The 24,635-nt window shown below is 45.4% G+C and carries 23 protein-coding genes; 16 read left to right on the forward strand and 7 right to left on the reverse strand.

All coding sequences use genetic code 11. The features are described from left to right. Nucleotides 1-43: 43 nt before the first annotated feature. A complete protein-coding gene (locus ACLWBD_RS16175; RefSeq protein WP_413568995.1) occupies nucleotides 44-1,813 on the forward strand; it encodes a glycosyltransferase family 39 protein in 1,770 nt (589 codons plus the stop codon). Here ACLWBD_RS16175 and ACLWBD_RS16180 read toward each other — a convergent pair. Next, entirely contained in the window at nucleotides 1,792-3,189 is a 1,398-nt protein-coding gene (locus ACLWBD_RS16180) for an NAD(P)H-binding protein (RefSeq protein ID WP_063205376.1), read from the reverse strand. The two genes, ACLWBD_RS16175 and ACLWBD_RS16180, sit on opposite strands and share 22 nt — an antisense overlap. 163 nt (nucleotides 3,190-3,352) lie before the next feature. Here ACLWBD_RS16180 and ACLWBD_RS16185 point away from each other — a divergent pair, with 163 nt between their 5' ends. The 3 genes from ACLWBD_RS16185 (at nucleotide 3,353) to ACLWBD_RS16195 (ending at nucleotide 4,992) form a co-directional block, all read left to right on the forward strand. Beyond that, nucleotides 3,353-3,838, forward strand: coding sequence for an Hsp20/alpha crystallin family protein (locus ACLWBD_RS16185; protein ID WP_063205377.1), 486 nt, complete (start codon nucleotides 3,353-3,355; stop codon nucleotides 3,836-3,838). 79 nt (nucleotides 3,839-3,917) lie between these two features. Next, on the forward strand, nucleotides 3,918-4,457 hold the full coding sequence (locus ACLWBD_RS16190) for a DUF924 family protein (RefSeq protein ID WP_063205378.1): 540 nt from the start codon (nucleotides 3,918-3,920) through the stop codon (nucleotides 4,455-4,457). A 55-nt stretch (nucleotides 4,458-4,512) separates the two neighbouring features. Then, entirely contained in the window at nucleotides 4,513-4,992 is a 480-nt protein-coding gene (locus ACLWBD_RS16195; RefSeq protein WP_413568997.1) for a hypothetical protein, read from the forward strand. Here ACLWBD_RS16195 and ACLWBD_RS16200 read toward each other — a convergent pair. Then, the gene (locus ACLWBD_RS16200) at nucleotides 4,979-5,647 is read right to left on the reverse strand and encodes a hypothetical protein (RefSeq protein WP_413568998.1); all 669 of its coding nucleotides are present in this window, start codon (nucleotides 5,645-5,647) and stop codon (nucleotides 4,979-4,981) included. The two genes, ACLWBD_RS16195 and ACLWBD_RS16200, sit on opposite strands and share 14 nt — an antisense overlap. On the opposite strand from ACLWBD_RS16200, the gene ACLWBD_RS16205 reads away from it, so the two are divergent. After that, nucleotides 5,646-6,164: an asparaginase domain-containing protein gene (locus ACLWBD_RS16205; protein WP_063205381.1), complete on the forward strand. Its 519-nt coding sequence runs from the start codon at nucleotides 5,646-5,648 to the stop codon at nucleotides 6,162-6,164. The genes ACLWBD_RS16200 and ACLWBD_RS16205 overlap by 2 nt on opposite strands. Nucleotides 6,165-6,243: 79 nt before the next feature. After that, entirely contained in the window at nucleotides 6,244-7,986 is a 1,743-nt protein-coding gene (locus ACLWBD_RS16210; RefSeq protein ID WP_413568999.1) for a hypothetical protein, read from the forward strand. Between the two features lie 31 nt (nucleotides 7,987-8,017). Here the strand turns inward: ACLWBD_RS16210 and ACLWBD_RS16215 are convergent, their stop codons facing one another. Next, nucleotides 8,018-9,295: a carbohydrate porin gene (locus ACLWBD_RS16215; RefSeq protein WP_253696497.1), complete on the reverse strand. Its 1,278-nt coding sequence runs from the start codon at nucleotides 9,293-9,295 to the stop codon at nucleotides 8,018-8,020. A gap of 94 nt (nucleotides 9,296-9,389) precedes the next feature. Here ACLWBD_RS16215 and ACLWBD_RS16220 point away from each other — a divergent pair, with 94 nt between their 5' ends. The 7 genes from ACLWBD_RS16220 to ACLWBD_RS16250 all read left to right on the forward strand — a co-directional run bounded on the left by ACLWBD_RS16220 (nucleotide 9,390) and on the right by ACLWBD_RS16250 (nucleotide 19,121). Next, nucleotides 9,390-12,041: an alpha-1,6-glucosidase domain-containing protein gene (locus tag ACLWBD_RS16220; protein ID WP_081112138.1), complete on the forward strand. Its 2,652-nt coding sequence runs from the start codon at nucleotides 9,390-9,392 to the stop codon at nucleotides 12,039-12,041. Beyond that, the gene (locus tag ACLWBD_RS16225; RefSeq protein ID WP_413569000.1) at nucleotides 12,041-14,248 is read left to right on the forward strand and encodes an extracellular solute-binding protein; all 2,208 of its coding nucleotides are present in this window, start codon (nucleotides 12,041-12,043) and stop codon (nucleotides 14,246-14,248) included. Before ACLWBD_RS16220 ends, ACLWBD_RS16225 begins: the two co-directional genes overlap by 1 nt. After that, entirely contained in the window at nucleotides 14,245-15,063 is an 819-nt protein-coding gene (locus ACLWBD_RS16230) for a sugar ABC transporter permease (protein WP_063205384.1), read from the forward strand. Before ACLWBD_RS16225 ends, ACLWBD_RS16230 begins: the two co-directional genes overlap by 4 nt. Nucleotides 15,064-15,065: 2 nt before the next feature. After that, nucleotides 15,066-16,106 carry an ABC transporter ATP-binding protein gene (locus tag ACLWBD_RS16235; RefSeq protein WP_063205385.1) on the forward strand — a complete coding sequence of 347 codons (1,041 nt, stop codon included), beginning with the start codon at nucleotides 15,066-15,068 and terminating at the stop codon, nucleotides 16,104-16,106. Between the two features lie 9 nt (nucleotides 16,107-16,115). Further along, entirely contained in the window at nucleotides 16,116-17,564 is a 1,449-nt protein-coding gene (locus ACLWBD_RS16240; RefSeq protein WP_413569001.1) for an alpha-amylase, read from the forward strand. A gap of 4 nt (nucleotides 17,565-17,568) precedes the next feature. Beyond that, complete coding sequence (locus ACLWBD_RS16245) at nucleotides 17,569-18,531, forward strand: ROK family protein (RefSeq protein ID WP_413569002.1); 963 nt, start codon at nucleotides 17,569-17,571, stop codon at nucleotides 18,529-18,531. A gap of 92 nt (nucleotides 18,532-18,623) precedes the next feature. Then, nucleotides 18,624-19,121, forward strand: a complete 498-nt coding sequence (locus ACLWBD_RS16250; protein ID WP_081112139.1) for an SgcJ/EcaC family oxidoreductase — start codon at nucleotides 18,624-18,626, stop codon at nucleotides 19,119-19,121. 173 nt (nucleotides 19,122-19,294) lie between these two features. On the opposite strand, the gene ACLWBD_RS16255 is transcribed toward ACLWBD_RS16250, so the two are convergent. After that, nucleotides 19,295-20,197, reverse strand: a complete 903-nt coding sequence (locus ACLWBD_RS16255; RefSeq protein WP_172795503.1) for a LysR family transcriptional regulator — start codon at nucleotides 20,195-20,197, stop codon at nucleotides 19,295-19,297. Between the two features lie 95 nt (nucleotides 20,198-20,292). Here ACLWBD_RS16255 and ACLWBD_RS16260 point away from each other — a divergent pair, with 95 nt between their 5' ends. Both ACLWBD_RS16260 and ACLWBD_RS16265 read left to right on the forward strand, forming a co-directional pair. After that, nucleotides 20,293-21,081, forward strand: a complete 789-nt coding sequence (locus tag ACLWBD_RS16260; RefSeq protein WP_063205390.1) for an SDR family NAD(P)-dependent oxidoreductase — start codon at nucleotides 20,293-20,295, stop codon at nucleotides 21,079-21,081. A 33-nt stretch (nucleotides 21,082-21,114) separates the two neighbouring features. Next, the gene (locus ACLWBD_RS16265; protein WP_063205391.1) at nucleotides 21,115-21,621 is read left to right on the forward strand and encodes a DUF1993 family protein; all 507 of its coding nucleotides are present in this window, start codon (nucleotides 21,115-21,117) and stop codon (nucleotides 21,619-21,621) included. Between the two features lie 25 nt (nucleotides 21,622-21,646). Here the strand turns inward: ACLWBD_RS16265 and ACLWBD_RS16270 are convergent, their stop codons facing one another. Further along, entirely contained in the window at nucleotides 21,647-22,789 is a 1,143-nt protein-coding gene (locus tag ACLWBD_RS16270) for a winged helix-turn-helix domain-containing protein (protein WP_413569003.1), read from the reverse strand. Further along, nucleotides 22,786-23,280: a hypothetical protein gene (locus ACLWBD_RS16275; protein ID WP_413569004.1), complete on the reverse strand. Its 495-nt coding sequence runs from the start codon at nucleotides 23,278-23,280 to the stop codon at nucleotides 22,786-22,788. The genes ACLWBD_RS16270 and ACLWBD_RS16275 overlap by 4 nt, the downstream gene beginning before the upstream one ends. Before the next feature lie 209 nt (nucleotides 23,281-23,489). On the opposite strand from ACLWBD_RS16275, the gene ACLWBD_RS16280 reads away from it, so the two are divergent. Continuing rightward, nucleotides 23,490-24,140 (forward strand): L,D-transpeptidase, encoded by a 651-nt coding sequence (locus ACLWBD_RS16280; protein WP_063242386.1) that lies wholly within the window; start codon nucleotides 23,490-23,492, stop codon nucleotides 24,138-24,140. 53 nt (nucleotides 24,141-24,193) lie between these two features. Here ACLWBD_RS16280 and ACLWBD_RS16285 read toward each other — a convergent pair whose 3' ends face one another. After that, complete coding sequence (locus tag ACLWBD_RS16285) at nucleotides 24,194-24,634, reverse strand: hypothetical protein (protein WP_413569005.1); 441 nt, start codon at nucleotides 24,632-24,634, stop codon at nucleotides 24,194-24,196. Nucleotide 24,635: the final 1 nt, after the last annotated feature.

Here is a 24,635-nt window from a genome sequence, read left to right on the forward strand (position 1 = left end):
ACTTGAGAATGAGTCCACGGCGCGGTTAAACCCTTGCCCACTCATGATAAAACGCACACATCTTCTTTCATTCATTGGCATAACCGGCATGGTTTTGGGACTAGCGTGGTTTTTTTATCTTTCACCTCGTCCTTACAATGCGAATTTCATTCAACCCGACATGAAGCTATACAACAAAGCTCCTTCCACTTTGAATCATCGTGGAACTCCTGAAGGGCTTTACTGGCTCAGCTTTACGACCCCAGCAAGAACTATTGCCTTAGACAAACTCATTCTTCGAACACGCAACTGTGTTCATTCTTTAACGACAACAAAAGGTGATTGGACCCTACCCACGGAACTATCGAAAATCTGTGACAACAAAAAAGGTCTTCCCTTAACAAAGACGGCGACTTTTTTGTCCAGCAAAACGGAATGGCATATCGCGGGGAGCACGCGTGGCGACCTTCACGGCGTGATTTTAGATAAAGACTGGTCAGAACCTAAACTTGCCGGTGGATTGGTCTTTTTTATTTTGAGCTTGGGTGTTTTGCTTTACGCTCTTATTCCGGCAGACGATAGTTCTGAGCGCATGGCCGTGGTGTTCGCGCTGTGTGGAGCATTCATCCTTCGCTTCTGGTTTGTATTCATCACATATCCGCCCGAGCTCAGCCTTTTTTCTGATATGTCAGCCTATTTTCAGAGGGCCTGGGAGATTTCACGAAACTCATTTAATGCCGCCCAACTTTTTCAACCCATTGGCTTTACTTTATGGTCGCAATGGATTCGTGACTTAGGGGGCTTTGAACTTTTCAATTGGACTCAAGTGTTTCTGTCTTGGGGTATCGTTGTATTGATCTATCTCATGGTGCGCGAGCGCTTCGGAAGATTGGCGGGATTCATCAGTCTTTTCTTTGCGGCAATTCATATTCCCCAAGCAGCCATGGCCTCACTGCATCTTGCGGAAAATGCGTATGCGTTTCTGATCACGCTTTCCCTTTGGTTTATATTAAAAGCATTAAAGAATGAAAAAGGGAGCGGCTACTTTATCGTCGGCTTCCTTTTAATGACGGCTTTTTATTTTAAGGGTAATCACGCCTTCTTTTTACCAGCGTTTTCATTATGGTTGATCTTCCGTGATCGAAAGAATTTACGCCAAGGAATCTCTAAAGTTTTTGCGCTGGGGTTAGGGTGCCTGCTTATTGCCATTCCTCACCTAATTTGGACGAAAGCGCATTACGGTAAAGCGTATCTAGGACCAACAGCAGGGGCATTAAATTTCGTCGAGGGAAAATGTCCCTCTAAAGACAATCAAGACTCTCAAGGCAGTCGTTGGATGTCGCCACTATTCACCGTGACCGGCGAAAGAACTTTCAAACAATGGCCTCGTCCGTTCACCGATCAGAAATACTTTTGGAATGAAGGTTTCAAATGTGTGCAGGAAAACCCAGCGGTCCTCGCGGAAAGTTTTCGCTTTGTTTACTATTTATTTGCAGGAAACATGTTATGGCCTGTGGGGGAAACGCCGATGCGTTCGCTTTTCCTTGATTGGGAGGAGTTCTTTCATTTCTTTCTTCTTCCTCTTACCGTGATAGGGGCCCTGGCTTATGCAAGAAAGAACGACGACTATTCAAAAATAGCCGCTCTTCTGATGTTGACGTTATTTTTCACGGTGTGGTTCTTCAAATCTGAAAACAGATTTCGGGTTCCTTTTGATGCCGTCCTGATCATATGGGCATCCGCGGGACTGTCTTGGGTTTTTGAGAAAGTCAAAGCCCTCTTCCCCGCACGCGGTCGCGAGCTTGGAGAAGTTTACGAAGGACGCGGAATTTGACGTTTGCTCGGGCGTTGTGTTTTGTTGCGCTTTAAATAACGGCCAAACTGCTTCATCACCCATAGGTGAAAGTAAGCTTGCGTCCAGCGATACACATACCAAGGCATGCGCGGCACAAAGTCATGAATAGCCGCGATCACAGCCTTGCCACCTAGAATCTCTCTGAACTCCAACCGTCCCCGTTCAGTTTTTGCAGCTAATAATCCCCCGCGCACATAAAAAAGCTGACGGTGAGACCAACTTCTTTCGGGCGCATACTCCAAAACTAAAAGCTTGGTATCTGGAAAGCGCCAGCGAAAATACACCCAACGACCTTCAACATCCACTTTTAGAAATGCGGGTAACGTCGGTAAAAAATCTAAGTAAGCATGTGCGACCGCTTCTGCCGTTTTTCCTGGGGGCAAAGGCAAACGCTGAACAGAACGAACGACATGTTTGCCTACTTCTGTTCCTTTGAAAGCCAAAGGCTTTTTATGAGGGTCATAGTCAACCAGTGCTTCTTTTAAAGCCGTATCGACATCAGCAAACTGGTGATTTGGAATGTGCAGGGCTCGCTTCGGATCAATTAGTAAATCTATTCGAAGCCCCTTAACTAAAGGTGACACCAAGGACCAAGGAGCCTGAGTAATCAAGCACACCCACAATGTCGAAATTTGGGGAGTCAGCAATGGAAAACGAAACAGTGAACGCTTCAATCCCATTTGATCAGCAATTTTAGCCATCATATCGCGATAGCTGATGGCAGTCCCACCAATATCAAAAACTTTATTATAAGTATCACCATTTTCCGCACAATAAAGAATGCTTTGAACCACATCCTTAAGTGCGACTGGCTGACTTAAAGTATTCGTCCATGACGGACAGATCATCATCGGCAATCGAGACACTAGGCGCGCCATGATCTGAAAAGAAGATCCCTCGGGCCCAAGAATAATGGCTGCACGCAAGACCGTAGCCGGAATGGTGCTGTTTTTAAAAACCTCTTCCACCTCCCAACGGCTTCTTAAATGTCGCGACAAATCGGGTGCATTGTCGGGTCGCATACCTCCAAGATAAATGATCTGTTTTACATGATTCTTTTCTGCGGCACGCACGAAGTTATCCGCGACAATCAAATCAAAATCATCAAATGTTCCTTGAGTCAGATGGGCGGAAGGACGCATGGAGTGAACTAAATAAACAGCGACGTCCACATCCTTTAAAGCTTTTTCCGCGTCTAATAAGCTAAAAAGATCACAAGCGCGCCATTCGACTTCGCTATCTGATTTTGCTTTCTTTGAAGAACGGCTCAGAGCAATAACTTCGTGATTTTTTTTAAGCTCCTTAATGAGAGCTTTCCCCACAAATCCACTGGCTCCAGCAACGGCGATTTTCATTTAAAAAAACTCCTTCTGACCTAAAGCCAGCACCTTGACAAATTTTTTTTCGAACACAGGGGCGCTAGGATTTTTATTTTAAGGACTTTCCTTGCCTTGACAAGAAAATCTCCAATCCCATGTTTGAAATGTAAGAACTCAAAGACTCTTAAAGGAGGTATTTATGAGAACACTCACACCCTATATGACAAATCGCAGACCTTTTGCCACAGATCTTTTTGACGAAGTGGAGCGCATGTTTGAAAGCTTTGCTGCTCCGGCAAACACGAATTCTGAGCGTCGTTTCACACCTGCGTTTGAAGTCTCTGAAACAGAAGATCATTACTTATTAGGTGTCGATTTGCCTGGAATTAAAAAAGAAGATCTTAAAATTGAGTTGAACGACAACGTTCTAAGTATCTCGGGCGAAAGAAAACGCGGCAATAGCGCGGAATCTTTCACAAAGAGATTCACTTTGCCAAAAACCGTAGACGTCGAAAAAATCGAGGCGAACTACGAAGATGGCGTACTCAATATGTATTTACCTAAAGCAGCTGCTGCGAAACCTCGCAGCATCGAAATTCAGTCTAAATCCGGTGGCTTTTTTGAAAAGCTGATCGGCTCTAAAAAAGTGGGTGAGGACACATCCTCCGCGAACTCAGCTCACTAATCCCTCTTCCCTAGGGCTCGGCTCCCCGCCGGGCCCTCCCTATTTTGACATCCCCTCCCCCTTCCCTTAGACTGAGATCATGAATTATCAAGCGATCATCGATTTTTGGTTCGAAGAAATTGATCCCAGTCTGTGGTTTATGAAAGACGATCTATTTGATCAGCAAATTCGCCGTCGCTTTTATGATGTGTTTGAAGATGCCGTCGCCGGAAAAACTCAAGCCTGGCGAGGCACCCCTGAAGGACGACTGGCAGAAATCATAGTCCTTGATCAATTTTCCAGAAATCTTTTTCGCGACTCTTCACGAGCATTTGCCCAAGATGAGCTGGCATTACACCTAGCAAAAGAGGCTGTAAGAGTGGGTGACGATCAACGCCTTCCGATCGTGCAACGACATTTCTTTTACATGCCCTACATGCACAGTGAAGACCTCAAGACTCACGAGGAAGCTGTAAAACTTTTTTCACAGAAAGGTTTAGAGAACGGTCTTAAGTTCGAATTGATGCATAAAAAAATCATTGAAACCTACGGCCGCTACCCGCACCGGAATAAGGCTCTTGGCCGCATTTCAACTCCGGAAGAGCTTGAGTTTCTCAAGCAGCCGGGCTCCTCATTCTAAAAGGCGGTTGCCCTGTTTGTGACAAACCGTCATACTGATCTACAAGGGGTCTGTTTTGGATAAAAAGAAATTGGTAGAAGCCATTCGTACACAGCTTGAAAACGATTTGTCCGTTGCCAAACAGGCCGCGCTGGCCACTTATGAAGCCGCCACTCACGAAGAAAGCAAGCCTGAAAATGAATACGACACTCGTGGTTTGGAAGCTTCTTATCTTGCAGGAGCTCAAGCAAAAAGAATCTCTGAGATTGAAGAGCTTTTAGTTATTCTTAAACATTTGGACGTCAAAACCTTCGGCCCCAATGATAAAATCAACTCTACCGCCCTGGTCGAAGTTGAATTCAATGGCAAACACAGTTTCTTCTTTATCGTCGTCAAAGGTGGCGGAGTGAATGTTCAGTTTGAGGGACGCACAGTTCAGATTGTTACACCCAGCAGTCCGTTAGGAGAAGCACTTCAGGATCTTCGCAAAGGAGATATCGCCGTTGTCGAAAACGGCGATCAAGTGCGCGAATACGAGATCATCAATATTTGGTAGGCGCTGGAATTTTACTTAATTCCGCCATGACCGATTTTGCCTTTTTTATACGAACGGCTTTCCAGTCCTTTCCAGCCGTGCCCGCAGATAAGTCCGTCAGGAACGCCCACTCGGGGTGAACTTTCTCGGGATTTTCCATCTCTTGAAGCCACAGTTTCGCGAAAGCAGCGAAGTTTGTCTTTTTGCCTTGAATCCAAATTTCTCGAGACAGCTCTTGCGCCAGCGCACCGAAACGGAATTTTCCGTTCGTGATTTCCTGAAGAGCCTTTAGAACTTTGGCATCGCGATTTTTGTACAAGCCAAATAGCAACGGGGTCTTTCCGTCAATTTTTGCGGGAAACTTTTCAGCGATCATTTTATGGCCAATAATGGAAGGCCCCGGAACCTTTCCCGTTTTCAAATACTGGCGGACACGATCTAACACGACTCCCTTTCGATCCAGCTCATTTGTTTTTTGAACCTCGCCTTTTTTATACTCTGCATGGATGTTTAAAGGAAGACCATGCAAACGACAGAACTTCTTTATCTCTTGCATATTCAGATAGTTGAGGTCTGCCAAAAGTTCTTTTTGCTGCGTCAGTGTCAGATGAGAAATCAATGAGCCCAATGCCGATCCTTGCTGTTTTAAAAATCTTAGCATAGGATCCAGATCCATGGGAAATGCAATTCAAGACGTCGTTATCATCACTACCGGTGGAACTATCGAAAAAACTTACAACGAGTTCGATGGCTCACTTGAGAATCGCGGAACAAGTATCCGCAACCGTATTCTTTCGAAGATGCGTCTTCCCTACACGAACATCATGGTCTATCCACTTTTAAGCAAAGATTCTTTATATATGACGGACGCGGATCGCGCTTTGATCTCTGCGACGATAAAAGATCAAATGCAACGCGGATGTCCTATCGTTGTTCTGCATGGAACGGACACAATGAGTGTCACCGCCGAACATTGCTATCAAGTGCTAGGGACGCCCGCAGTGCCAGTAGTTTTCACCGGCGCGATGATTCCAATGGGTTTTGAAGATAGCGATGCCGCTCAAAATGTTACTGAAGCCTTGCTTACCGCTAAGCTCATGCAGCCTGGTTTTTATATTTCATTCCACAACCAGGTGTTCACGGTTCCTCATGTTCGTAAGAATAGAGAAAAAGGAACTTTCGAAAGTTTCTAGTCTTAAAATCTCATTTTGAGTCTCACGGTATCTAAGAAAACTCCGAGAAGAAGTCTTTAGACTTATCGAGGAGTGCAGCTTGAAATTCTTGCCCTTAATCTTAACAACCGGTCTTCTTCTTGCCTCGTGCACTCACTTTCAGACCAAAGTCCAGCCGCAAGTTTCCTACGACACCCTAGTGCCGTTACACCTTAGTGAAGAACGTATTCCGGCGGCGGAAGAAATGAACTGGTGGGCCGCCAATGCCACCCAAGTTGAAAATGCCACTTGTCGCGCAAAGCTTCCGACGGCAACAAAAGACATTCTAAATTATTATGCAAAAAAGCCTATGGGCCCTGGATATGAAGGTGGCCACGTCTACATCGGTGGGATTCTTCTTGAGGATGAACGCCCCGAGCTTGTGCTCGCCTTAGCGAAGCTTTTATCTCCTGCCCGAGATCAATCCATCGAAGGAACTCCCAAAAACTTTCAGGAAGCTTTCAACGTCAACCCTGAATGTAAAAAAGCGATGTGCGCCGCTCAAAAAATCTTCGGCGCCGCCGTAGGTCCGCAAATGATGTATTTGATGGAGCAATTCGATGTGAATACATCTCGCTACTCTTTCAAAAATGCAGATGCCTTTAGCTCTACCGAGATTGCCGATGTCATTCGAGTTTTTGAATTGATTCGTCCCGAGCAAATACCGTTTCAGCCGAATAAACAGCTCATCAAATTCAAGCGCGGCTACACCCGGGCCGCTTACGGCAGTGACGGTGATACGGTATTAGCCAATGCCTCCATCGAACTCTTTGACAGTTGGTCACGTCAATCTTCTATCATGCGCCAGTACACACTTTATCACGAGGTCGCTCACAACTATTCGGACAACCACTTTTCGGATTACGACAGATCTAACGCCTGGTTGGCGCTCAGCAATTGGAAAGAAAATACGAATGGAGAGTTTGAAGCGCAAAAAAGAAAGGCACAACAAGGTCACCCCTTTGTTTCTCGCTACGGCGAAACAAATCCCTTTGAAGACTTTGCTGAAAGTGTGACGGCATATCGTTTTAATCCGGCACTTCTTAAAAAAGCATCACCAGATAAATACAACCTCATTAAGCTTTTGGTTTTTGACGGATTGGAATTTACTTCGAATGCTGCGTGCTCACAACCCACGTTGAAAACCCAGTACCAAAAACAAGTGGACGCCGGAGTTTCATTCTCTCACGAACAAAAAGAGGCCATTAAAAATTCATGTCGCCAAAGCTATTATCAAAGCATCGTAGGACGCTCTCCGGTCAGTTTCTTTGCCAATTGCGTAGACTACGAAGCCACCCAAGTTTGGCAGAAGCAAAACATCAATAAGTTTCCGGGTCTTGTGCCACAATCTCTTTACGACGAAAAACTACGTATCAGTAACTTGAAATTCAAAGGTCTAAAAAAAGAGCTCGTACGAGAATTAGCTCCAGAAGCGGCGGATTGGATTTTAGAAGTCGTGAAGATTTATACTTATCGCATGAAGCCCGAAATGACCAACAGCGAATACTGTGACGTCTGGGCCGAAATAAAAAACCGCGTTTATCCAAGCCTCAACATCCAAAGTGAATGGCGTCGTAACAGCTATCTCATTGTCAGAGATTATTCCCCGAACGAAGGGGCCGCTCGCGGATTGTGTTTGGATTTAGTACAAGGTTTCACGCCAAGGTCTAAATCCACTGTGAGCAGCATCAAATCCTGGGTGAAAGAAAAGGCCCTGATCGAAAGCCAAGAGCCTTTGCAAGAGCGAGGGATCACTCGCGACACTTTACTTAAATATATTTTAGATCGAACGGATCTAAAATAAAAAAAGGCGTCTTATCAAGACGCCTTTTTTATTAGAACCAAGCTTCAAACTGATAACCGAAACTTGTTCCGGCGGTTTTATCTTTGAAAGCCGAATTAGATCCGCCGATGATTTCTTTATTCGAGCTCGACCACATAGAGTGGCTGACGAAAGCTCTCATCACCGGACGTCCCCAAATGGTTTTGCTAAAGGATAGCTGCGGAGCCAAAGACACTCGACTCAACTCGCGCACGCCTACAGGATTTCCGCCTCCATCGACTTCTGATTCGTCTTTGAAACGAGAATAACCCGTTTCAAAAACCCATTGAAAGCGATCCGAGACAAAATATATCGGACGAATGCCGATCTCTTGCCATTCACGGTGATTGTTTTCATCTTTACCGTTGTCACCAATTTCCGCTGCAAAACCAAACATCACCGCCCAACGATCTGTCACGTCGTGATTCCAATCTTCCACTAAACGTAACGTCCAAGCTTTGTTCTGACTGTCGTCTGTTGAGGGCACAGCACTGCTTGCGTAGATATTTAAATCTTTCATCGCCCCTTTACCGTACAAGATAGTGGTGTTGTTATTTCCATCAAGCACAGAACCATTCAGGCGTGCTGCCAACGAATACCCGTTCGTGTCGATGTAAGACGTTGTTCCATCAGAACTTGCCTGGGCCCAAGCATAAACGCCCCACAAGTTTAAATTTTGTTCAGCGAACACTGGAATGGTTTTCCAACGAAGATCCACCGCTTGCAAAACGGGACGGCCCGCCGTGGTTGCTGAAAGATCGTCATTGGCTTGAATCAAGTGAGCAATCGCGAACTTTCCGCCCGCGTCCACCGGGATATTATCGATCCCCGCGCCCACACCGCTCATGTCGGCGTAGTAGTACCAGTCAAAAATGTACAAATCGACATCACGATAGAAGCGCTTTCCGACCCAGAATTCTCCCGGAATATCGGTAAATCCACCTGCCGTAACAAAGGCTTCGATTTGACTCATGTCCCTATTTGCCGCAGCTTCCCACTGACGTGTCCCTTTGGAATTGAACATCAAACGGACCTGCGTTCTAAAAAATACCGAGTCTTGTTCCTCAGGTTTTTTGTGGTGGAACACCATCGCAAGTTCAGAATAGAACCCGCACTCATTACCTAAGCGTAGGAAATTACCAGGGATTCCGGAATTGAAAAAACAATCTTGTTTTCCCCCTTCGAAATTCACTCCGGTTCCGCCGCGTAAGTAACCGATAAAATCCGCGTTCATGGCGAAACTCACGGACGAAGACAACATACAAATTAAGAACCACTTAATACTTTTCACCCTCACCTCTTGAAAAAGCTGAGGCTTACCCATAAAGTCTGCGCCTGACTACACATTACGCAGAGAGACTGAAGCTTTTACTTAAGGGGGATGCTTGCGCAAAAAGTCTTGGAGTTTTCTATGCTTAGTTTTCTTCTATTGCTTACCCGCTATTGCTGGCGATGCGCGCGCCAAGTGGATTGATGCAACTCAATTGAAGCTCAAACTTCCTCCAGGTTTTTATGTCAGTGCTAGCACTCAATTCTATTTTGTCGATGGCTCTTTGCCGTTAGTACAAAACACTCCCGTTCATCTTCCGGTTATTTCTGTTCAAGGGGCCTATGCTTGGCTGAGCACGGCACACATCAAAAAATCGGATATCGACAGCTTGATTAGAAAGCCGTTGAAAGTTGTGATCACCGCTAACAGTCGTACACTTCTAGATTCTACAAGCGTGCAGTATGCGGGTCTTTTGGATTCATCTTACTTTTACGAGGGCGACGATTTAGGAGCCAACTGCGAATCCAACTGTGACTTAAAGCTATGGGCACCCACCGCGCAAGACGTACGCCTTCACCTTTTCCGCTCTAGCGCGGATGAAACACCCGTTGCCATTTTCGATGGAACTCGCGTTGAACAAGGGGTGTGGCATTTTCCTCTTTCACGTAGTTACGAAAATTATTACTACCTTTACGAAGTCACCGCTTTTCAACCTTTAACAAATAAGATTGAAACCTTCCTGGTCACAGATCCATACAGTAAAAGTCTTTCAGTTAATGGCGAAAAATCACAGCTCGTAAGTCTGACTTCTTCAGACACAACTCCGAACGGATGGAATTCTTTGCAAAAGCCGGCGCTCAACTCACTGAACGACGCCGTCATTTATGAACTGCATCTGCGAGATTTCAGCGCGAATGAAACCAGCATTTCTCCGGATTATCGCGGAACGTATTTAGCATTTACTTTTGAACGCGCAGCCGGAGTTCAACATTTAAAAGAATTGTCGGATGCGGGTTTAACCCACGTTCACCTTCTGCCCTTCAATGATTTTGGCAGCGTGAATGAAAAAAAGGATGAGTGGGATAACTACCAAGGACCTAGTTCGAATCTGCAAGAGCCTCAAAGCCTTATTGGCGGGATGAGAACCTCAGACCCTTTCAACTGGGGCTATGATCCAGTTCACTATCTGACGCCCGAAGGAAGTTACGCCGTCGATGCCGATGGTGCTGCCCGTGTAAAAGAAGTTCGCGAAATGGTCGCGGCAATTAACAATCTGGGTTTGCGTGTAGTTCAAGACGTCGTTTTAAACCACACCTATCAAGGTGGCGCGGAAACTTATTCGGTCTTCGATAAAATCGTGCCTCTTTATTACTACCGTGTCGATGAAGAAGGCCGAACTTTTAAAAGCTCTTGTTGCAACGATACGGCCAGCGAACATCGTATGATGGAAAAGCTGATGATCGACAGCGTACTTCACTGGGCGCGCACTTATAAACTGGATGGCTTCCGCTTTGATTTAATGTCCTTTCATTCGCGCAGCACAATGGCTCGAATTCGCGATGCAGTTCGTAGTTTGACTTTGCAAAATGATGGTGTCGACGGATCTAAGATTCTTCTTTACGGTGAAGGCTGGAGCTTTGGCTCCTTCTTTGACTCGAACCCCAAAGAAGCAATGACAATTGAAAACTCCTACGGCACAGAGTACGGCTTCTTCAACGATCGTCTGCGTGACGCCGTTCGTGGCGGAACGACTTCGTCTGCGGAAAAATCCGATCAAGGTTTCGCTACCGGTCTTTATTTCGACTTTAACGAAGAACCTGCAAATCGCAATACGCCGATCTATCTTGAAGATCAAAGAGGCAAACTTCTTCACTTGGGTGACGTTATTAAAGTCGGCCTCGCAGGAAATATCGCCGAATTTGAATTCAAAGAACATTTAGGTCACATGATTCGCGCAAACGATCTAAGATTCCGTGGAGCTCCTGTTGCGTTTGCAAATGAGGCTTTAGAAACAATCAACTACGTGTCAGCCCATGACGGTTATGGATTGTGGGATGCCGTTCAAGCCAAGGCGCCTTTTAATAACTATAATCGCACTCCTTCTATCGCAAGCAGCGAAGAACGTCGTCGCATGCACCAGTTGGCGCTGTCTATTCCTATGCTAGGCCAGGGTTTGCCTTTCATTGAATCCGGCACCGAGTTGCTGCGCTCTAAAAATGGCGATCAAGACAGCTATGATTCTGGTGACTTTTTCAATCGCATAGACTGGAAAGGCACGACAAACTATTGGGGTGCGGGACTTCCTCCGGCATGGAAAAACCTCAACGACTGGGCTTTTTGGCAACCACGTTTGGTCGCGCCTGAAATGAAAGTTTCAGCGGCTCAGATTCAAAGAACAAAGGAATACTTCAAGGGTCTTTTGCGCGTTCGTCAAAGCAGCCCCTTATTTAAATTAAATACTTCTGAAGCTATCGCTCAGCACCTAAGTTTCATTGACAACGAAACATCGGCAGAGCCAGGCCTTATCGCGATGCTTTTGAGAAACGACCGTGAAGCTTTGTTGGTTCTTTTCAATGCCTCTCGTGAAGCACGCACATTCTCGAACGCAAAACTTCGTTACAACTGGAAGCTTCACCCGTTGTTTGATGAAGCGGTCGATCCCCTTTTATCGCAAGTTGTTTTACAGCCTTCACAAAGACTGGTGCAAATTCCTGGTCGCACGACGGTGATTCTTCAACTCCTGAATAATGCTAATCGGAATTATTAATGAAGTTTGGTAAGTTCGCATTTCTTTTTCTTTTATTTTTATGCTCTTTCGCCGAGGCTGCAAAGCCAGTGCGTGTTCAGCTTTGGCATCAAATGATCTATGGCCACCGCGTGGTCTTGTCTGATGCCTTAAGAGAATTCGAAAAAGAAAACCCCGGTATCGTCGTTCAAGAAACCTATCGAGAGACTGAAGAGTTGCGTTCTAGCTATCAGGCAGCCGCGATGGGCGGCTCGGGTCCAGAACTTGTTTTCGGTCCTAGTGATCAGATCGGTCCATTTGCCACAATGAATATCATCCGTCCATTGGATGAAGTTCTTGAACCCGATTACTTCAAACAGTTTGATCCTTTAGCCATCCCCCTTTACCGCGACAAACATTACATGATTGGTGGAGCCGTCGGTAATCATCTGATGCTTATCTACAACAAGAAATTAGTTTCTAAACCGCCGCAAAATTCGGATGAGTTGATTGCCATCGGCAAGGAACACACCAAGGATTTAAACGGCGACGGTAAAATCGATCGCTATGGTTTGGTGTTTAACTACACCGAGCCCTTTTTCTTTGCGCCGTTTATTCCCGCTTTCGGCGAAGCCTTCATGACAGACGATGCAAAACCGAACTTGAATACTCCGGCTTTGCGTAAGACATTTGAATTCATTCTACAACTTCGCGATAAACATAAAATCATTCCTAAGGAGTGTGATTACGAAACAGCGAACGCCTTATTTAAACAAGGCAAGGCCGCTATGCTTATTAACGGCGACTGGTCTTGGGGTGATTATAAAGATGCCGGAATGGATTTCGGTATCGCTCGCATCCCCATGATTTCAGAAACCAAGAAATGGCCAAGTCCGTTAGTGGGAACGGCAGGTTACTCTTTGAACGTGAATATGCAAACTCGCGAACACGAAGAGGCCGCGCTAAAGCTTCTTCGCTACCTGACTTCAGAGCGAGTGCAATTGATGTTCATGGAGCGCGTGGGAGTTCTTCCCTCCAACCTAAGTCTTCGTGACAATCCGGCCGTGAAAAATAATCCGCTTCTTGAAGTGTCTTCAGAGATCATGGAAGTCGGAACGCCGATGCCCGTGGTTCCCGAAATTCGTGGCGTGTGGGACAGTTTACGTATCCAGTACCAAAAACTTTTGGCGAACTCACTGACTCCGGATCAAGCTGCTGAAGGGGCACAAAAGCTTGCTGAAGCGCAGATCACGGATATGAACGAGATCTTGCAGCCCGATGCTTCTGCGTTTGTTATTAAAGCGATCATCGCTATTCTGGTTTTGGCTCTTGCTTGGATGTCGCGTAAGTCCTTTGTGGGATTCTTTCAAGGCTTTAAAGGCCCGCAAAGATTCGTTTACTACATGATGCTTCCGGCGTTCGTAGGAATTTTTGCCGTTATCATCTATCCGTTCTTCTATAACATCGCGATTTCTTTTTCGAACTTCAGTCTTCGCACCTTTCAAGACTGGTCGATCGTAGGAATCCAACACTACGTGAGTGCGTTGAGCGATCCCAAGTTCTATTCTCTCTTCTTAAAAACTATTATCTGGACCGTCGTGAATGTCTTCTTCCACGTCACGATTGGGGTTTTCTTAGCAGTTATTATCAATCAAGTGATGCCCGCAAAAGGTTTCTGGAGAACTTTGTTCATCATTCCTTGGGCGGTTCCTCAATACATCACAGCTCTCACGTGGCGCGGAATGTTTAATCAAGAGTACGGGCCGATCAATCAGTTCCTGCAACAGTTCTTGCATCTGTCTCCAGTCCAGTGGTTAAGCCAACCTTTCACGGCCTTCACCGCGTGTATCATCACAAATGTATGGTTGGGATTCCCATTCATGATGATCGTAGCACTCGGAGGATTGCAGTCCATTCCACACTCTCTTTATGAAGCCGCATACTTAGATAAAGCCAATGCATGGCAAAGATTCCGCCACATCACTCTTCCGCTATTGATGCCCGTGATGGTGCCCGCGGCTTTATTGGGTTCTATCTGGACATTTAATAATTTGAATATAGTTTGGCTTGTCAGCAATGCGGGCGAACCCGGAGATCAAACTCATATCCTGGTCAGTTATGTTTATAAAGCGGCATTCAATCTGTATCGCTACGGATATGCGGCCGCTGTCTCGGTTCTTATTTTCTTAATTCTTGCTGTATGGAGCTTGGGCTCTTTGGTTGGGCAATACAGAAAGGAGACCAAGTGATTAAAAAAACGTTGGCTTGGTTTAGCATTCTTATTTTCGCGATGTTTTCAGTCTATCCGATTCTTTACGTGCTTTCGGTTTCTTTACGTGGCGATAACGCTTTCCAATCTCAGTCTTTGGAAATCATCACCTCGACCTCCACGTTGAAAAACTTTGTGGATCTTTTCACGAAAACTGATTTCCTACTGTGGATGCGCAATTCTTTGCTGGTTGCAACGATGACGACCCTTTTGGGTGTGGCCTTTGCTTCTACCAGCGCCTATGCGCTTTCGCGCTACCGCTTCCGCGGTCGCAACATGATGCTTTTTTCGTTGCTGGCAACCCAAATGTTCCCTGCAACAATGCTTATTCTTCCTTTCTATATCATTCTTTCAAAACTGCGTTTGATCGATAGCTTTTGGGGACTTTTCCTTATCTATTCCTCAACGGCTCTTCCTTTCTGCGTGTGGCAGATGAAGGCTTACTACGACACAGTTCCTAAAGAACTTGAAGAGGCGGCTTTGCTCGACGGCTGCTCGCGCTGGATGACTTTTTATAAAATCATTCTGCCCGTCTCTTCACCGGCTTTAGTGATCACAGCTCTATTTAGTTTTTTAAGCAGTTGGAGTGAATACGTGATTGCGGCCGTGGTCCTGCAAGATCCACATCTTTATACACTGCCATTGGGGCTTCGCTCTTTTCAAGCGAGCATGGCCACACAGTGGGGTCTTTATGCGGCAGGAGCTTTGATCGTCAGTGTTCCGGTTTTGATTTTGTTCATTAGTATCTCCCGTTATTTGGTTTCTGGTTTAACTATGGGTAGCGTGAAGGGTTGATTATGGCATCTATTGAATTTTCTAAAGCCTCTAAAAGCTTTGGTGCTTCACAAATTCTTAAAAATATTGATTTGGAAATCACCAGCGGTGAATTCTTGGTTCTTGTCGGGCCTTCCGGTTGCGGAAAGTCCACTTTGCTTAGAACGCTTGCGGGTCTTGAAAAGTTAGATGGCGGCGATATCAAAGTAAACGGCAAATCCATCGCAAAACACGAACCTCAGGATCGTGACATCGCCATGGTATTTCAGAACTACGCTCTTTATCCGCACATGAATGTCGCAGAAAACATGGGCTTTGCTTTGAAACTGCAAAAAAAATCCAAAGACGAAATCAGCAAGCGCGTGCACCAAATCGCAGAGCTTCTGCAAATCTCTCACTTACTGGAACGCAAACCTAAAGAGCTTTCTGGCGGTCAACGTCAGCGCGTGGCTTTGGGTCGTGCATTGGCTCGCCAAACATCCATTGTTCTTTTTGACGAGCCTCTTTCAAACTTGGATGCTCACTTGCGCAGTCAGATGCGCGTAGAAATCAAACGTCTTCACCAAAGTTTGAAATCAACCATGATTTACGTCACCCACGACCAGATGGAAGCAACAACCATGGGGGACCGTATCGCCGTTCTTAAAGACGGGATCGTGGAACAAGTTGGAACTCCTACCCAAATTTACCACCAACCGAAGAATCTTTTCATCGCCGGGTTTATTGGTTCTCCTGAGATGAACTTCATTCAGGGTTCATTGTTGAAAAAACTTCCTTGGAAAGAAGTCCAAGATGGCGACATTTTGGGTGTGCGCCCCGAAGCCTTTAAGATTTCCAACGGAAACTTGGAAAGCAATGAATTAGAGCTGGGAAGCTACCAAATCGAGCTTTCTGAAAATTTGGGAGGCCAACAGATGCTTCATGGCTCGTTAGAGGGCCAAAGTGTCAGAATTCTTGTGGATTCTTCTTATAATTTTTCTAAAGATGAAAAGGTTCGTTTAAAGATCGACCTGACAAAGTCCCACCTCTTTGATAAAAAAACGGGACTGAATAAGCGACTTTAAGGAGACTGCATGTCTTTGAGCCTTTGGGCACGCCTTCTTTGTTTTGCCATCTTTGTGACAGGCCTGCAGGTGCATGCAGCTCCGCGCACTGTCTTCATACAACTTTTTGAGTGGTCTTGGGCTGATGTCGCCAATGAGTGCGAAAATTACCTGGGACCCGCGGGTTTTTCTGCGGTTCAAGTTTCTCCTCCGCATGAACATATCATGTGGGAAAACACGCCTTGGTGGGAACGTTATCAGGTCGCAAGTTATAACTTAAATTCTCGAAGTGGCAATGAGGCTGAATTTGCAGACATGGTTCGCCGCTGCCAGTCCGTGGGCGTTGATGTTTACGCGGATGCGGTCATTAACCACACAACAGGCATTCCTGGTGGTGTTGGTTTCGGGGGAACAGCATTTACCCATTACGATTACCCAGGCCTTTATTCGCACAAAGACTTTCATCACTGTGGCCGTAACGGCAACGACAACATTGTGGATTATTCTGACCGTTACGAGATTCAAAATTGCGAACTTGTGGATCTCGCCGATCTTGCAACAGAAACAGAGTACGTGCGCAACCGCTTGGCCGCTTACCTGAATAAGCTTTTGGACTTGGGTGTTGCGGGTTTTCGCATTGACGCCGCAAAACATATTCCAGCGCAAGATTTAGCAGCCATTTATTCCCGCTTAAAACGTTCGGCTTATATTTACCATGAAGTTATTTACGACCCTCAAGGTCCTATCCAATACAGCGAATATCTTCCCTACGGCGACGTGATGGCTTATGACTATCCTCGCGTACTTGCCGGGGGATTGCGCTTTAAAGATGCGGAACGTTTGCATCGTATCGCCGAAGGTTTTCCTGACAGCAAAGACTGTATCGTGTTCACAACAAATCACGATCTTGAACGTCACGATGCAAACTCGGTACTAAGCTACAACGGTGCTGAACAACGTCTTTACCGTTTGGGCCAAGTCTTCATGCTGGCGTGGCCTTATGGATACCCTCAGCTGTTCTCGGGATTTAAATTTGAAAACTTTGATCAAGGTCCTCCTCTGACTTCTGAAATGAAGTCTCATCCCGTCTTTGATCAAAATGGTCAATGTGTCGCCCCTTGGACGTGTGAACATCGTCTGCCTGAAGTTGCGGCGATGGTGGACTTCAGAAATCAAACGGACAAAGCCTTTTATATTTCCAATTGGTGGTCCAACGGCAAAGACCAGCTGTCCTTCGGCCGCGGCAGCTTTGGATTTGTCGCAATGAATTTTTCCGATGCAGAAATGCAACGTGATTTTGCCACGTCGCTGACTCCGGGTGCCTACTGCAACATCGTCAGCTCTGATTATAATCCTCGCACGAAGACCTGCACTGAATCATGGACCGTCACCAGTCGTGGTTACGTTCACGGAAAAATTCCAGCGATGTCAGCAGTCGTGCTTTTAAAAACTTCTCCATTTAAAACCAGAAAAAAGTAAATCCATGAAAAAGACTTACACTATCGGCTTTGATCTTGGTGGTACAAAATTAGCAGCGGCACTTTTAGATAATAACGGCACTATGCTGGACTTTATTAAAGTGCCGGTGGATATGAAACGCGAGAAATCCGCACTACAGACGCAAAAGCGGGTGATTGGCTTGATGGCAGATATTGCCATGGATTTCAAAAAACGTTTTCCAAAAGAAACAACGGGGAAACATTTTCTAGGTATCGGACTTGCTAGCGCCGGACCATTGAACGCCGAAGAGGGCAAGCTGATTCACCCGATGAATTATCCAGGCTGGAAGATTGTTCCGATTCGTGATCTTGTTGCAAAAGAAATCAATGCTCGTGGTTTTAAAACAAAAGTGCATTTCCAACATGACGGCACAGCTGCGGCGTTGGCAGAAGGCTGGGTTGGTGGCGGTAAAGGCATGCGTTCTTACGCGGTCGTTACGGTAGGAACTGGGGTGGGTTCGGGAGTGATCTTCAATGGATTTCCCGCACAAAGCCGCGGCATGGGCTCTGAATACGGGCATACAATCGTAGATTTTAAAAAACTTCAAGAGACTCCCGATAAACTTCATCACTGCACGGTAGAAGGAGTGGCTTCGGGCACGGGCCTTCTTCGTCGCGCAAAAGAGTTGGGTTTCACCGGAAATTCCGTCGAAGAACTTGTAGAATCTAAAGACGCCAAGTACCAGACGCTTTTTAAAGAGATGGGTTGGGCTTTGGCCTGTCTGTGTTATGACCTTTCAATTGGCTATAACTTAGAAAGAATTTTCTTAAGTGGCGGACTTATCAAGATTAAGAATCTTTATTTCAACGATCTTAAATCTCACTATAAAAAAATGATTCACCAAATGAATCCTATGTTCGAGTGCAAGATTGAAATCGCGAAAACCAAAAACCACGCCGGAGTTCTAGGCGCTGGCTACCTTCCATATCTAGCTCTTAAGAAATAAGTCCCTAGGTCGTGATGTCATTTACGGCCTAGCCTTGCGATGGCCGTAAAACTCTCGCACACTTTGCTCAAGCACTCTTGCGGGAGGTGGTCGTGGATTTACATCCTCACACGGGCGAAGAATCCCAGATTCGCATTTTGTATCACAACCTTTTAAGTGCATGGAATAAGCGCAGTGCCGCTGACATGGCTCATCTGTTTTCTGAAGATGCGAACATGATCGGCTTTGATGGCAGTCACCTTATGGGACAAGAAGAAATCGGAAAGCATCTGGCAACGATTTTTTTTCATCATCCGACGGGGTCCTTTGTGAACATTGTACGCAATGTGCGTTTTATCGCTCCAGAAGTCGCTGTATTGAATGCAGTAGCAGGTATGATTCCACCTGGGAAGACGGACATCTTGCCAGAGCTGACGGCCATACAAACGCTTGTCAGCGTGAAAGATGATGATCACTGGCGAATATCGATATTTCAAAATACTCCGGCCGCCTTCCATGGTCGGCCTGAAGAAATTGACAAGTTAGCTTTAGAATTAAGACGCGAGATGCGTGAATCCTTTCGCGCCGAAAAAAGTGCTCAAGGATTTTAGAAAAAAATAAGGAGGCCCCACGACAGGGCCCCCATGCAGGGACTGGAAAAGGATTACACTGATTTCTATAAGCAGGATTGGTGCCAAACTTCTATTCTTACGTATTGAACGTGAAGGAAATCGCACTCCCTTTTCTCCTCATTTGCGGGTGATTTTGCCCCACGGATTCTTTGTCAATTTGCGGACTCGAGGAACTTTGGAAATTCCTGCACCAAAGTGTCCATCAACGCCCGCACTCGTCGAGACATATAGCGGTTCGATGGGGTCACGATGTAAGCGTCGTGTCCGCTTTCAAGCCGATCGTTGAGTACAACTTCCACAACGTCTTTTTTCCTCAACAAGTCTGCCACGTCCCAGTGAGATCGCACCGCAATCCCCGCCCCCAGTTTCATAAGTTCAGTTAGAAATAATCCATTGTTCGAATGAGTCGTTGGTTCTTTGCTAACCTCGCCTAAACTGAGTCCCGATTTTACAAACTTTCTTTGGCGATGAATGGAAAGAAAGAGCAGACGATGTTTCACAAGATCTTTCACCGTTTTGGGAGTCCCGTGTTTTTTTAAGTACGAGGGTGAGGCAATGATCTTTAAATAATTGGGGCCCAGACGACGGGCTATTAAAGAAGAATCTTCAAGCGTTGAAAAGCGAATCGCCAAATCAAAACCCGATTCCACGAGTTTTTCGAGTTTATCGCTGAAATGCACACTGACTTCCACTTTCGGATGATTTTTGGAAAAATCCGCAAGGATTTTCGCAACCGGCCCTTGCGCCAAGGTTAAAGGCAAAGTCAGGCGCACGGGGCCTTTCAACTCATTCGTGTCGGCAAATTGTTCTTCAACTTCTTTAATATCCCCTAAAATTCTTTGTGCTTGTGGAACTAAAATTTTTCCTTCTTCCGTAAGATTCACCGCGCGCGTGCTTCGTTGAAAAAGACGCAAACCTAATACTTCTTCTAATCTTGCGATTCGTTTACTAAGAACAGAGACAGGGACAGAAAGGGTTTTGGCCGCTTGAGAGAAACTTTTAAGCTCTGCCACCTGCAAAAAAGCAACGAGGTCTTCTAAATTCTGAATTTTCATATTTTCCATAATAGAAAAAATGTTTCTCTGATTCAATGTATTATCAGCGAATCAGAAATAGCGTAGATTTAGATAGAATTTAAATCGGAGACCTAATGAAGAAAAAACGTTTAGCTTTAATCACAGGTTCGACAGCCGGTATCGGTTTTGCCATTGCCGAAAAAATGCTTCAGCAAGGCTTTGATGTCATTATCAACGGTCGCAGCGAAGCTCGAGTCAACCACGCAATAAATCAGTTGATCGAAAACGGAGCGACTAAGAACGCTTTGCAAGGTGTCGCAGCCGACTTAACTACTATAGAGGGCATTAACACAGTCACCGACCTTTTTGCGGATGTGGATGTTCTTGTGAATAACTTCGGAATCTTTGAGCCCAAAGATTTTGTCGATATCACTGACGAGGACTGGAACAAAATGTGGAACGCCAACTTTCTTTCAGGGGCGCGTTTATCACGACATTACTTTCCTCGCATGTTGAAAAAGAATTATGGTCGCATCATCTTTATTTCCAGTGAGTCGGCACTGCAAATCCCTCTTGAGATGATTCACTATGGAGTTTCAAAGACGGCGCAGCTTTCTTTGGCTAGAGGTTTAGCAGAAGCCGCAGCTCAAACAAACGTCACGGTAAATTCGGTGCTGGTCGGCCCCACGAAATCTGAGGGCGTTGGTACTTTCCTGAAACAGCTTGCAGAAAAAGCGCAAATGTCAGAAGAAGAAATCGAAAAAGATTTCTTTAAAAATGCGCGTCCGACAAGTCTTTTAAAACGTTTTATTCGACCTGAAGAGATAGGATCTTTCGTGAGCTATTTGAGTAGCGAAGAAGCTTCTGCAATTACCGGGTCTGCGCTTCGCGTTGATGGTGGTTTGTTAAAAACAATCGTTTAAGAATATTTCGGACTCATCACCCGAGGAGAAATAATGATCTTTGACCTGACTGTTCCCCAATTTATAAAGATGCTTCGTAACTTAGATGGCTTCTTAGATAAAGCATCTCATTATGCTGATACTAAAAAGTTTTCTACCGATGTTTTAGTTCAATCTCGCTTGGCTCCGGATCAATTTCCATTGGCTCGCCAGATCCAAATCGCCTGTGACACAGCAAAGCTTTGTGGATTTCGACTGACGGGCAAAACAGCCCCTTCGAACGAAGATACTGAAAAGACTTTTCCGGAATTGAAGGCCCGCATTGCAAGCACCATTGGTTATTTGGAAGGCTTGACTTTGAAAGACTATACCGAAGCTTCCGCAAAACAAGTGACTCAGCCCCGTTGGGAAGGAAAATGGATGAAAGGTGATGACTACGTCATTCATCACGCTATTCCGAATTTCTATTTCCATGTGACGACGGCTTACGCGATATTACGTCATAACGGAGTGGACGTAGGCAAGAACGACTACCTTGGAAAATTACCCTTTAATCACTGATTGAAATTAAAAACCCCTTAAGAGATTAAGGGGTTTCTTCTTTTGCGAGCTGAAATTTTTCGAAGCGATGAAGTTCTTCTTCTATACGCTCCTTATTTTTCTTAGATTTGTGTTTTCCTAACCAAGTCCACTTTTGCACCAAAAGTTCTTTGTTCGCCCGGTCTGTTTTTAGATCCAAAGCCGCGACAATCTCATCGTCTAACAGAACCGGTAAAGCAAAGTATCCGAAGACGCGTTTTTCTTTAGGAATGTAGGCCTCGAAACGATGCTCATAATCAAAAATGGCTTGCAGTCTTTTTCTCTGAATAATCAATGGGTCAAATGGCGATAGAATATGCGTGATTGGCTGCAACTCAAGTTTCATATCTAGATCTTCCGGACGAATCCATAGTTGATATTTTGAAATACCATCTATTTCGATCTCTAGAAGTTCCTTTTTTCGGACCCTTTGATCTATCAAACGACGAATCTCTGGTTTGCGACTAGGGTACAGGTGGCAGACCGAATCTAATGTGACGAACGATTGCGAACGCAGTGCCCGATCCAAAAGATAGTTATACACTTCTTTTGTTGAAGCCGGTTTTGGCTTTTTCTTCCAACCAAAATGCCGATCCAAAAGTTCATATTTTTTTAGCATCCCCAATCGCTCGGACACCGTTAAAAGACCTCCATTGAACGCCAGTTGCAGGGCTTTTTTGGAGGGTTTACGGCTAACCCAGGGATGATCTTTTTCAACTAAGACGTCATCTTCAATATCACGAATAGAAATGGCACCGTCTTTTTTAATCAACTTAAGGACTTTTTGCAGATCCTCTTTCTTAACGCTCTTGTACCAGTTCGAGGGCTCAAGTCGGCGCCTTTTCATGTCATTCATGAAATAGCGAAAGTCTTTCGTCGGCACGTAGGCCAGTGCATGGGTCCAATACTCAAATACAGACTTTTCTGTCGTCTGAGCTGTATGGAGATCCTGTCTTCGATATTTCGGAATGCGTGAATACAAAATATGGTGATGACAACGCTCGATCACGTGAATGGTATCGATTTGCACATAACCCAGATGATCAACAGCCGCACTTGTCGCTTTCGGGCCGGCTCCAAAAGGCGCCGAAACATCCAGTCTTTGTGCGTGAATCCAGAAGCGGCGGGCTTGCGCTTTTGTTAACTTCATTTTGGCAAAAGCCTTTTTGATTCAAGTTGCACAGGAATGCCAGTGCCACTCCACTTTGTAGTTTGATAACGCCCTTGCAAGACCTTTTCTGACTGAATATCTACATCGATCAAACCGTTGAATTTAGCTTTGGCCGCCAAAAAAGCCAGCCTTAACAGAGTCTCTTCACGGTCCGGACAGTCTTTGACTTTGAAAGGTTTCTCTTTGCGCTTTAAAAGTCGAGTTTCTTTCGTCTGCGTCTTAAAGAAAACCGCCACGTTCTTCGCTTCTTCCATTGTTTCATTGTAGTCCACCAACTGTGGCGCCACGTGATTATCGTAACAAGCTCCGCAATAAGTGCTGTGAGACAACTCTTCTGGAAGATTCTGCAAAAAAGAGAAGGTTTCTTTCTCTAAAAACTGCGCACAGTTCTTACAGACGGCGCTTTTGCAGTGACCGCATTCAAGGGTGGCTTTCGGTTTTTGACAGGAACAGCAGACATTATTTTCCATATATTTAAGACATCTAACATAGATTTCTGACAAATACAGCCTCCCGACTTCGGTGCGCAAATGTTTCTTCAGAACCAGAAATCGGGCTCTGCAGAAGGCTTAAATCTCACGAATTGCATGTCAGGCGTCTTAAGACGGCCCTCCCGTGTTGTACCGGAGCAGTAACATTGAACTCGGAACTATCAACAACACAAACACAGGAGGTGTTTATGAAAACAGGGCTGAAGATAACAACCTTCGTTTTCTCACTACTTTTTGGCATAAATTTCCAAGCCAACGCACAAACTGCAGAAGCCTTGGCAGAAGACGAACGCATTCCCAACATGATTGAGGAACTCGACCCTTTCGATCCGAACATCGAAGAGACCTTAGAGTACTACGATAAAATTTATGAAGAAGAAACTGGCAAACCTGCGCATCTTCCCGATGCCTTTATTAACGACATTATTGGTTTAGATACCTGTCGAAGAGCAAACTGCGCCGTCTGGGCACAAGTTGTAAAAGATACTCAGAGAATGTACTTGTATGTAAATGGAAGTCTGAGAGGTTCTTGGGCTGTTTCTACTGGAGTTAGTGGACATGGAACACCCAATTTCGACAAACATCCAGATGGACGTATCTACGACAGATACACCTCTAGCAAATTCCCTGGAGGAGACTATAATGGGTTAGGTAATATGCCTTATGCCGTATTTATTCGAGGTGGTTTTGCCCTCCATGGGACTCCACGATCGAATTGGCCTAAGCTAGGAACCCGGGCATCGCACGGATGTATCCGCATGCATCCCGACAACGCATATACGTTCAATCGCCTGGTGCGAGCGAACGGAGTACGCAATGTATGGATTACCGTGCAGTGATCTAGGTTTTTTCAGTGGAATATCCCCGATAGTCTCGGGGATATTCTTTTTTTTTACTTCTGACAATATTGTTCTACAGAGAATTTAAATTCTTTCCCCGCCTTCTGACATTTCGGTTTCATATCACCTAGCTGTCTGGCATCTGCCATCGTAGAAAGCTTGTTAAAAGAATCCGCATCAGTTTCACGCACTAAGACCGTGATGTATTTTCCGTCGTCAGATAATTTTGCCGACTGCGGTTTCACATCACAGACTGATTCTGAATCCGCCACTTGCACTTTTTGCCAGTTCGGAGCTGCGGCTCCGCAGCTGACTTTGAGTTCCACGGCGTAAGGTCTTCCCAGTTTTTCTTCTACGATGCGAGAAGAAACCAATGCCTGACCTTTTCCGTTCGGTAAAGTGACAGTTTTTTCACCCACAACATCATTTGCTGCAAAAGCGTTTGTTGAAAGGATGAATGTCGAAAGAGCTAATAAGTTTTTAAAGTTTTTCATA

The sequence above is a fragment of the Bdellovibrio sp. HCB117 genome (assembly GCF_047305915.1).
Lineage (GTDB): Bacteria > Bdellovibrionota > Bdellovibrionia > Bdellovibrionales > Bdellovibrionaceae > Bdellovibrio > Bdellovibrio bacteriovorus_B.

Bases quoted from the DNA above. Each gene is read 5' to 3' on its own strand.
- ACLWBD_RS16225 (WP_413569000.1), top strand. From the start codon at position 12,041: ATGAAGTTTGGTAAGTTCGCATTTCTTTTTCTTTTATTTTTATGCTCT.
- ACLWBD_RS16240 (WP_413569001.1), top strand. From the start codon at position 16,116: ATGTCTTTGAGCCTTTGGGCACGCCTTCTTTGTTTTGCCATCTTTGTG.
- ACLWBD_RS16200 (WP_413568998.1), bottom strand. From the start codon at position 5,647: ATGGATCTGGATCCTATGCTAAGATTTTTAAAACAGCAAGGATCGGCA.
- ACLWBD_RS16190 (WP_063205378.1), top strand. From the start codon at position 3,918: ATGAATTATCAAGCGATCATCGATTTTTGGTTCGAAGAAATTGATCCC.
- ACLWBD_RS16260 (WP_063205390.1), top strand. From the start codon at position 20,293: ATGAAGAAAAAACGTTTAGCTTTAATCACAGGTTCGACAGCCGGTATC.
- ACLWBD_RS16265 (WP_063205391.1), top strand. From the start codon at position 21,115: ATGATCTTTGACCTGACTGTTCCCCAATTTATAAAGATGCTTCGTAAC.
- ACLWBD_RS16175 (WP_413568995.1), top strand. From the start codon at position 44: ATGATAAAACGCACACATCTTCTTTCATTCATTGGCATAACCGGCATG.
- ACLWBD_RS16280 (WP_063242386.1), top strand. From the start codon at position 23,490: ATGAAAACAGGGCTGAAGATAACAACCTTCGTTTTCTCACTACTTTTT.
- ACLWBD_RS16180 (WP_063205376.1), bottom strand. From the start codon at position 3,189: ATGAAAATCGCCGTTGCTGGAGCCAGTGGATTTGTGGGGAAAGCTCTC.
- ACLWBD_RS16270 (WP_413569003.1), bottom strand. From the start codon at position 22,789: ATGAAGTTAACAAAAGCGCAAGCCCGCCGCTTCTGGATTCACGCACAA.
- ACLWBD_RS16285 (WP_413569005.1), bottom strand. From the start codon at position 24,634: ATGAAAAACTTTAAAAACTTATTAGCTCTTTCGACATTCATCCTTTCA.
- ACLWBD_RS16205 (WP_063205381.1), top strand. From the start codon at position 5,646: ATGGGAAATGCAATTCAAGACGTCGTTATCATCACTACCGGTGGAACT.
- ACLWBD_RS16185 (WP_063205377.1), top strand. From the start codon at position 3,353: ATGAGAACACTCACACCCTATATGACAAATCGCAGACCTTTTGCCACA.
- ACLWBD_RS16235 (WP_063205385.1), top strand. From the start codon at position 15,066: ATGGCATCTATTGAATTTTCTAAAGCCTCTAAAAGCTTTGGTGCTTCA.
- ACLWBD_RS16245 (WP_413569002.1), top strand. From the start codon at position 17,569: ATGAAAAAGACTTACACTATCGGCTTTGATCTTGGTGGTACAAAATTA.
- ACLWBD_RS16255 (WP_172795503.1), bottom strand. From the start codon at position 20,197: ATGAAAATTCAGAATTTAGAAGACCTCGTTGCTTTTTTGCAGGTGGCA.
- ACLWBD_RS16275 (WP_413569004.1), bottom strand. From the start codon at position 23,280: ATGGAAAATAATGTCTGCTGTTCCTGTCAAAAACCGAAAGCCACCCTT.